Below are 8,503 nucleotides of genomic sequence, written 5' to 3'. Positions count from 1 at the left end.
AGCGATTGCTAGTATTCAAAAACAATGCACTCAAGCTTGAATTATTGTAGGAAGGCAGTTAAAAAATGAGCAAAATTCTCTCAGTCCTTATCCCTGGATCTGCGATTGTTTTTGAAATATATCAATCACTTAACCGCCACTCCGGCTGTCCACTTCCCTTTTCGTGGGGTTTGTCCATCAGCTAACTTTTTCGAACCAAAATCGCTTGAAAAAGTGGATTTTCAGGTCAAACGATTCCCACAGGAGTGGAAGTGGGCGTCCTTCGCCATGTGCTACAACATTTGTCAGATCAGGCAGTTTGAGTAGTTATCCCTGTGAAAATACAAGGTATGGTATAGCAAATTACTAATAAGGACTATAAAACCCAATATCCTTTTTCTATTATTCGTTGTAGAAAAAGGATAGCGAAGGCGACCGTTTCGACTCCTTTAGCGTTAGCATGCTCTTGGAAAGCGAAACGGTAAGCCGTAGCGGTTGACTGCACTAGCTAGCTTTCAAAATGGCAACTCCATATGTATAGCTATTCTTGCTTCTTAAAATATGCGTGTTGAATCACCTTTTCCTATCATACTTGCTTATAAAAGTTGTGCTACCAATGTTTATGCTTTCCTTATAAGAAAGTAAATGCTTTGCTGCCTCTTGCGTTTAAAATATATTTACTATGCACGACTGATCTCCAATCGATCCATCATGGGGATATTATCTTGCAATTTTGCAAATAAAAGAATAGGCATACTGGTTCCACCCAAGTAAAAGAGCTGCCAGAACCAGATAAACGATAGTATATATCCAAAAGGGAATTTCAATCATGAGTATACCTACGTAATACAATGGCAAGTCAACTCCAAAAACCAAAATAGGTGCAAGTAATCGCCAGCGAAACTTTTGGAAGAGTATAATCGCTGTAACAAATATTAAACTTTTCAAAATCCCCATTACTGCTGATACTAAAATGTCATCACGATAAACATTTTCAAAAAAACCAAATTCATAATGACGAATGGTAGCGACAGACATGATGAACATCACGGTAGCAACACCACTCCATCCCTGCATCCACAATGATAGAAAACGTGACCATTTAGCACCTAATTGTAGAGCTCGTAACCAGAATTTAGATAATAAAAAGAAAAACAATGTGCAGATAAACGTATATTCTTTCCTCCACCAGTTTGTCTGATAAATATCAAACCATTCAAATAACCATTCTATAACTACCAGCATTACTGAAAAGAGTACGATCCAACGAAATCGAAGCTTATACATCGCTGCTACAACACCCAAGATAGGAATGACAAATAAGTTTGAAACAATTGCGCCTAGTACGTTATCGTAATATGGTACGGAGAGTACTTCAGGAAAATAATTGTAGCTATTTCCGATGATCATGACAAAAAGTTCTGCTATATACACCATTCCCGAAAAACATAGAAATAGCACAATAACACCAAATTGACGTTTATGCACAATTATTGCAGTCAATATTGCAATGCTTATCATAGTCAGAATCATATAAGGGACATAGTTAGGCATTTGTCAGACTCCCTTCTCCCTTATCATGTCCAATAGACCTCCTAAATTATACGCCAAGATCATTTTGCCACATTAATAAGCCATTTATTATTACATCAACTAAAGGTTTAGTTTATTTAGCTAGACTTCAAATTCTTCAAAACATAATACAGCCAATTTCTAACATTTCAATATTATTACAAAATCTAAAAATTCAAATCTAAAGTTTAACTATAAATTATCGAGGTATGACAGTAATACGAGTTATATAACTCAATTTCACTAAAATCAATACATTTTTAAAGGAGGTAATTACAAGAATGGTACGAAACAACAATGGAAACATGAGCAGAGAAGAAGCTGGACGTAAAGGTGGCGAAAAAGTGAAACAGAAATATGGACAAGAGCACTTTGAAGAAATCGGCGAAAAAGGCGGCCGTAATTCCGGTGGGAACAATAATAAAAACAACTCATAATTACGAGCACATTTCTTGTCAATAGCCATTGCAACTACCTATATAGCACTCTATGAGGTGGAAGTTTTGTGTTTCAATTTTATTACAAATTTAAAAATATTTAGAACATTAGTTTATTTAATATATTTCTGAGGTATGAAAGTAATGTGGGTAATACCACTCACAAAAATATTAAATTTTTTAGGAGGTATGGATGATGGCACAAAACAACAATAACAACAACAATGGAAACATGAGCAGAGAGGAAGCTGGACGTAAAGGTGGCGAGAAAGTTAGCCAAAAATACGGACAAGATCACTTTGAAGAAATTGGCCAAAAGGGCGGCGAAAAGGTGAGTCGTGAATACGGACAGGAGCACTTTGAAGAGATTGGTCAAAAAGGCGGCCGTAATTCTGGAGGAAACAATAACAACAATAATAACTCCTAATTAAGCTAATTGGTAAAGATTAATCGTTTGGTAGATTAGAGCAAAAAACTAAACTGAGCATTTAACAAAGAGCTTGAAGAATTATCTGGAGTGAAAAAATCACTAACGCTTAAATTTCTAAAGGAGGTATTTTTAAATGGCACGAAACAACAATAACAACAACGGAAACATGAGCAGAGAAGAAGCTGGACGTAAAGGTGGCGAGAAAGTTAGCCAAAAATACGGACAAGATCACTTCGAAGAAATTGGCCAAAAGGGCGGCGAAAAGGTAAGCCGTGAATACGGACAAGATCACTTCGAAGAAATTGGTCAAAAAGGCGGCGAAAAGGTAAGCCGTGAATACGGACAAGATCACTTCGAAGAAATTGGTCAAAAAGGCGGCGAAAAGGTAAGCCGTGAATACGGACAAGATCACTTCGAAGAAATTGGTCAAAAAGGCGGCGAAAAGGTAAGCCGTGAATACGGACAAGATCACTTCGAAGAAATTGGTCAAAAAGGCGGCGAAAAGGTAAGCCGTGAATACGGACAAGATCACTTCGAAGAAATTGGTCAAAAAGGCGGCGAAAAGGTAAGCCGTGAATACGGACAAGATCACTTCGAAGAAATTGGTCAAAAAGGCGGCGAAAAGGTAAGCCGTGAATACGGACAAGATCACTTCGAAGAAATTGGTCAAAAAGGCGGCGAAAAGGTAAGCCGTGAATACGGACAAGATCACTTCGAAGAAATTGGTCAAAAAGGCGGCGAAAAGGTAAGCCGTGAATACGGACAAGATCACTTCGAAGAAATTGGTCAAAAAGGCGGCGAAAAGGTAAGCCGTGAATACGGACAAGATCACTTCGAAGAAATTGGTCAAAAAGGCGGCGAAAAGGTGAGTCGTGAATACGGACAAGATCACTTCGAAGAAATTGGCAAAAAAGGCGGCGAAAAGGTGAGTCGTGAATACGGACAAGATCACTTCGAAGAAATTGGTCAAAAAGGCGGCCGTAATTCTAGAGGAAACAATAACAACAATAAAAACTCCTAAATTACGACCGTAAAAGAATATGTTAATAAAACATTCTCCTATATCAATAAAATATAATAAAAAATTTAAAATTGCAACAATAGAACTTTAATGAGAGAAAATACTCAGATATCTCTGGATAAAGGATTAACAGAAACCTCTCTTTTAAGGGGAGGTTTTCTGTATTTTTTAAAAACTAAAGCAGAAAGGCGGGTTTTTTATGTTTTTTCACAAAAAAGAACTGCAATTTCATGCAAAACCGGAACGCCCCGATCCTCTCTTTGCTAAAAAGCTTCAGGAAATTTTAGGAGGTCAGTTTGGTGAAATATCTGTTGCAATGCAATACCTGTTTCAAGGATGGAATGCACGGGGTGAAGAAAAATATAAAGATCTTATAATGGATACTGGAACAGAAGAATTGGGACATGTTGAGATGATCTCTACCATGATCGCTCGGTTGCTAGAGGGTGCACCTATTAAAGAACAGGAAGAAGCAGCTGAAAATCCGGTTATTGAAGCAATATTAGGAGGCATGAATCCTCATCACGCAATTGTATCTGGCCTTGGTGCAATGCCCGAGAACAGCAATGGTGTTCCATGGAATGCTGGATATATTATTGCCAGCGGAAACTTAATCACTGATATGAGAGCAAATTTAAATGCTGAATCCCAAGGAAGACTGCAAGTAGCTAGATTATATGAAATGACAGATGATAATGGGGTTAAAAAAATGCTTTCCTTCCTATTAGCACGTGATACCATGCATCAAAATCAGTGGATTCAAGCTTTAAAGGAATTGGAAGAAGAATTTGGTACGACTGTACCTGGCACAGTACCTGATGAATGGGAAGCTAGCGAATTTTCTTACGACTTACTTAACTTTTCAGAAGGAGAGGAAAGCAGAGAAGGTACATGGGCTTTTGGAAAAACTCCCGATGGAAATGGAAAATTCGGTTATGTTAAAGAACCTAAAGCACATGGGGATAAACCTCAATTAAAGCCATCCCCTTATTATATGCACGGCACACCACCAGACAAAAAGGATTAGATATATAACCATTTATAAAGAGAGCATTGTAGCATCCTGGTCAAGATATTGGCAGGATGCTACAATGCTAATATGATATGCTATAAATGAGCAATCTTTATTAAAAGAGTTCTCATTCAGCTACTTAATTTAAAAAGATCCCACTTCCTCAATCCTCAGCTAAATAGCTAAAAAGAATATATGAATTGGAACAATTACAATAAAATAGTAAAATATAGTTGTAGGAGATGAATGATATGAAAAATGAATACAAAGTTATACTACTCAATGATCGAAATGAAATGGTAAAACAATGGTACACTAAATTCAGACAAAGAGACATTTCTGTTTGGAATGCTGAAATATCAGACCATGTCATAGAAGAGATCAGTCAACAATTTGCCAAAATTGTTTTTACACACCTTGAAGAAATAGAAATAACAGAAGAACTAAATCAATTTAGTGAAAAAATTGTTAATTTAGGATGGCCACTTGCATATCTGACGGAGGGCATTCAAATTCTAAGAACGATCTGTCTTCATCGACTAATAGAAAAAACGGATGAAGTAAACAAGTATGCATTTATAGATATGATAGAAGAATTAAACGGCTGGATTGATCCGATAAAGAATGAACTAATTCACACCTACTCTACCCATTGGATGGACATGGTTTCCAGACAAAAAATTGTACTTGAAGAGTTGTCCACTCCACTAATACCAGTGGTAGAAGGAATAACCATTATGCCCTTAATAGGAACCATTGATGAAGAAAGAGGACAACTTATTAATCAAAAGCTGTTAACAGGGGTTGCTGAGCACCGTTCAGAGGTAGTTCTGTTGGATATTACAGGTGTTCCTACTATAGATACCATGGTAGCTCATTATATTGTTAAGGCAGCAGAAGCAGTCCGTTTAATCGGGACTACCTGTATTCTGGTTGGTATTCGCCCTGAAATCTCCCAAACCATCTCTAACCTAGGGATAGACTTAAGTAAATTTATAACGAAAAGCTCACTAAAACAGGGATTTGGAAAAGCATTGGAGCTTACAAATCGTGAACTTAATTCTAAAAATGAGAATGCTGCCAACACAGTAGAAGAGATTATTCGCTCGCTCAAACACCCATCTTAACTAAAAATAGCATATCGTTATGGAATATATAATAATCTAACATGTTTTTTAACAACCGCAATAATAGACCACTCCTACTAAAGTGGTCTTTATTTGTATTTACTAAAAAATCTTCATCCTTAACGGCTATTCACTTCATGCTGTACGTTTTTTTGAATAAAATCCTTCATTATTTCAATATACTCTTTTAAAGAATCAATATATACCATTTCATTTCTTCCGTGCCAATCAGCTCCTACCGGTCCAAACTCAATTGCTGCACAACCATACTTCGTAAAAAATTGCCCATCAGAAGACCCGTGCTGACCAAATATATTTACTCTCTCTAACTGAGTGTTCCTTTTGATTGCTTTACAAAGATTTTCTACATAAGGGTTATCTGATTTGGTTTTCACCGGATCATTGCAAATATGGATATTGACTTCGCCATCTGTTATCTCCTTAATTTGCTGATAAATATCATCTGGCGACTGATTAGGCAAATAACGTATATCTATGGCCATATCGCATACTTCTGGTACTTTATTGTATACTTTCCCTCCTTTCAATTGAGCAAGGTTGATAGAAGGCTTGTCATATAGAGGTGGACAGGTTTCTTCTGCAAATGGTAGTTTAAGAATGTCTTCGTACAGGTTAGTAGCTTTTAAGATAGCATTTACTCCATCCCACGGCCTGCTGCCATGAGCTGGTTCACCACGGATTTTAAAGTTAAGCTGCAGCACTCCCTTAGATTGAACTGCAACGCCAAGATTTGTAGGCTCCCCACATATAACAAATTCCCCTCGATATCCTTCTTCAGCCAAATACTTACTTCCGTATAGCCCACCTGTTTCTTCATCTGGAACTAGCTGTAGCATCACTTTAGTTGATAGTTGTTGATCCTTTAATTGCACAATTGTTTCGATCATAGCCGCTACTCCCGCTTTCATATCAACTGAACCACGACCATACATTTTTTCATTAATGATATGAGGATGAAATTGCTCATCTTCCCCTTCTACTACATCTACATGCCCATTAAACACAACCGTTTGATCTCCTTCACCAATTTCACATACTAAGGATTGGTAGCCTTCGTTATTAAATTCTTTCACTTGGAGACCTTGTTGTTTCAACCAATTCGAACAAAATTCAATTGCCTGGTTTGCTCCGCTTTTGGTAGAGCTGTCAATTTTTATCAGCTCATTTAATAATAGAACAACCCGATCTTCCATTATATCCCTCCTGAAGAAACATTTAGTTACTTGTATTCATCATAAAGAGGCTGTTAAAATACAGCCTCTGCTTTACTGTTTCCCGATCAATCACTAAACAAAACCTCTTAGAACTGTTTAGTAAGGTTATCAAACTGGAGATGTTTTAATTTTCTCTTTATCAATTGAGACAACCGTATCATGGCGAGCCAATTCTACATCACCTTTTTGTGTTAACCACTCTTCTTTTATTTCTTCTCCTAATGCAATTGCAATAATGGCTAAAGGTATATTAGCACCTGCTCTATGGGAGAATGCATAACCTCCTCCAAAACGGGGGTTAATGTCAATCACATAATAATCCTTTCCATTATAATAAACATCTGCATTAATATAACCGACATGTCTTAAGTTTTGCCCAATTTTTCGTCCGATTTCTATTAAATCTGGGGAATTCACGGTAATACAACGATCAATATCTCCTCCACGCATAGACAGTTGCTTACGAATTAATGTAGTTACAAAGTTTCCATCTAAATCATTAAAAATATCTACACTGAACTTGTCTCCTTCAATTACCTCCTGAATAACTACATCTTCTTCAGGTTTTTTTTCACTATCCTCATTTAAGGGAGAATCTAATATCTCTCTAATTGCATTATCATAAGCAAGCTTTAAGTCTTCCAAATTGTACGCAAATTCCACTCCCATTGATGCAGAACCATTACGAGGCTTAACGATTAAGGGATAATCTACCTCTCCTCTAGCTAACCCTCGCAATGCGTCTTCCACCTTTAAGTAAGAATAGGGGGCATTTATTTCAAAAGGCGCTAGTAACTCTCTATATTTTGCTTTATCACGCATCTTTTCTACTATTGCTAAATCTGGTACAAACAAGCAAATATCCATCTCATCAAATTTACCCTTATGCTCAGATAAAGCAGGTACTTCCCAATCATTTAGTGCGACAATACAATGTACGTTTTCCTTTTTACAAATTTTTAAAATAGAATCAATATAATTCTTTTCTGTCTGATGAGGGGTAATATAACTTTTATCACCAGCCTGTAAAGAGGGGGCATTATCGTCAGGATCGGCAACAATAACATTCCCTTCGATTCCAGAATCTTTTAAGGAATTCTTAAAAAAAGTTACAAAATCAATTCTTCTTGCACTTGAAGTTATTAAAATGTTCAACTTTCATCATCTCCTTACAAATTTAATTTTTGTTAAATTTTTTATTCCTTACAATAATTCACTTCTTCCTAGTTTTCTCCAATACTAATTACATAGCTTGGTGTAAAAACTATACCCTGATTCTCTATTGTGATAAACTCTAAATCTATATCTGTAATAAATATGCAACTCAATTGTAATAGTACTCATCCCTGTTCTACCCTTGCTTTTCTTCTTTGTGATATGTTTTGAATAAACCTTTTCCTATCATACTTGGTTATAAACTTTCTTTACTTGCAAAATAGATTACTTCTTTTTCTATATATAAAAAAGGACGCTTCCGCAAAAGTAAAAACTTTATACGAAAACGTCCTTTCGGATCTAATTTAGATTATATTGTGACAAATATATGACGTTTATAGAATTTCAGTGATTTATAAACTCTGTAAGTTCTGATAAATCAACAATTCTTAATGTCACATTACATCATGCCTGGCATTCCGCCACCCATTCCACTCATGTCTGGTGCACCGCCACCATTTTCTTCTGGAATGTC

8 protein-coding genes are annotated in these 8,503 nt (G+C 36.4%); 5 read left to right on the top strand and 3 right to left on the bottom strand.

The window, feature by feature from the left end; translation table 11 throughout:
* Window positions 1-699: 699 nt before the first annotated feature.
* Window positions 700-1,533, bottom strand: coding sequence for a hypothetical protein (locus GHT08_RS19590; RefSeq protein WP_163583081.1), 834 nt, complete (start codon window positions 1,531-1,533; stop codon window positions 700-702).
* 299 nt (window positions 1,534-1,832) lie between these two features.
* On the opposite strand from GHT08_RS19590, the gene GHT08_RS19585 reads away from it, so the two are divergent.
* The 5 genes from GHT08_RS19585 to GHT08_RS19565 all read left to right on the top strand — a co-directional run bounded on the left by GHT08_RS19585 (window position 1,833) and on the right by GHT08_RS19565 (window position 5,578).
* The gene (locus tag GHT08_RS19585) at window positions 1,833-1,988 is read left to right on the top strand and encodes a hypothetical protein (RefSeq protein WP_163583075.1); all 156 of its coding nucleotides are present in this window, start codon (window positions 1,833-1,835) and stop codon (window positions 1,986-1,988) included.
* Between the two features lie 196 nt (window positions 1,989-2,184).
* Window positions 2,185-2,415: a stress-induced protein, KGG, repeat-containing protein gene (locus tag GHT08_RS19580; protein WP_163583080.1), complete on the top strand. Its 231-nt coding sequence runs from the start codon at window positions 2,185-2,187 to the stop codon at window positions 2,413-2,415.
* A 136-nt stretch (window positions 2,416-2,551) separates the two neighbouring features.
* Window positions 2,552-3,439 carry a hypothetical protein gene (locus GHT08_RS22285; RefSeq protein ID WP_238343618.1) on the top strand — a complete coding sequence of 296 codons (888 nt, stop codon included), beginning with the start codon at window positions 2,552-2,554 and terminating at the stop codon, window positions 3,437-3,439.
* Window positions 3,440-3,638: 199 nt separating this feature from the next.
* Window positions 3,639-4,466, top strand: coding sequence for a manganese catalase (locus GHT08_RS19570; RefSeq protein ID WP_163583079.1), 828 nt, complete (start codon window positions 3,639-3,641; stop codon window positions 4,464-4,466).
* Between the two features lie 236 nt (window positions 4,467-4,702).
* The gene (locus GHT08_RS19565; RefSeq protein ID WP_163583078.1) at window positions 4,703-5,578 is read left to right on the top strand and encodes an STAS domain-containing protein; all 876 of its coding nucleotides are present in this window, start codon (window positions 4,703-4,705) and stop codon (window positions 5,576-5,578) included.
* 119 nt (window positions 5,579-5,697) lie between these two features.
* On the opposite strand, the gene GHT08_RS19560 is transcribed toward GHT08_RS19565, so the two are convergent.
* Window positions 5,698-6,792 (bottom strand): M20 family metallopeptidase, encoded by a 1,095-nt coding sequence (locus GHT08_RS19560; protein ID WP_163583077.1) that lies wholly within the window; start codon window positions 6,790-6,792, stop codon window positions 5,698-5,700.
* A gap of 129 nt (window positions 6,793-6,921) precedes the next feature.
* Complete coding sequence (locus GHT08_RS19555; protein ID WP_163583076.1) at window positions 6,922-7,968, bottom strand: ATP-grasp domain-containing protein; 1,047 nt, start codon at window positions 7,966-7,968, stop codon at window positions 6,922-6,924.
* Window positions 7,969-8,503 lie beyond the last annotated feature (535 nt).

The organism is Gracilibacillus saliphilus, assembly GCF_010994085.1.
Classification (GTDB): Bacteria; Bacillota; Bacilli; order Bacillales; family Amphibacillaceae; genus Gracilibacillus; species Gracilibacillus lacisalsi.
Note: the sequence above shows the minus strand (reverse complement) of the source record. Positions and strands in the feature narration are given on the sequence as shown.

Coding starts and splice junctions, on each gene's coding strand:
- GHT08_RS19590 (WP_163583081.1), bottom strand. CDS start 1,533: ATGCCTAACTATGTCCCTTATATGATTCTGACTATGATAAGCATTGCA.
- GHT08_RS19585 (WP_163583075.1), top strand. CDS start 1,833: ATGGTACGAAACAACAATGGAAACATGAGCAGAGAAGAAGCTGGACGT.
- GHT08_RS19580 (WP_163583080.1), top strand. CDS start 2,185: ATGGCACAAAACAACAATAACAACAACAATGGAAACATGAGCAGAGAG.
- GHT08_RS22285 (WP_238343618.1), top strand. CDS start 2,552: ATGGCACGAAACAACAATAACAACAACGGAAACATGAGCAGAGAAGAA.
- GHT08_RS19570 (WP_163583079.1), top strand. CDS start 3,639: ATGTTTTTTCACAAAAAAGAACTGCAATTTCATGCAAAACCGGAACGC.
- GHT08_RS19565 (WP_163583078.1), top strand. CDS start 4,703: ATGAAAAATGAATACAAAGTTATACTACTCAATGATCGAAATGAAATG.
- GHT08_RS19560 (WP_163583077.1), bottom strand. CDS start 6,792: ATGGAAGATCGGGTTGTTCTATTATTAAATGAGCTGATAAAAATTGAC.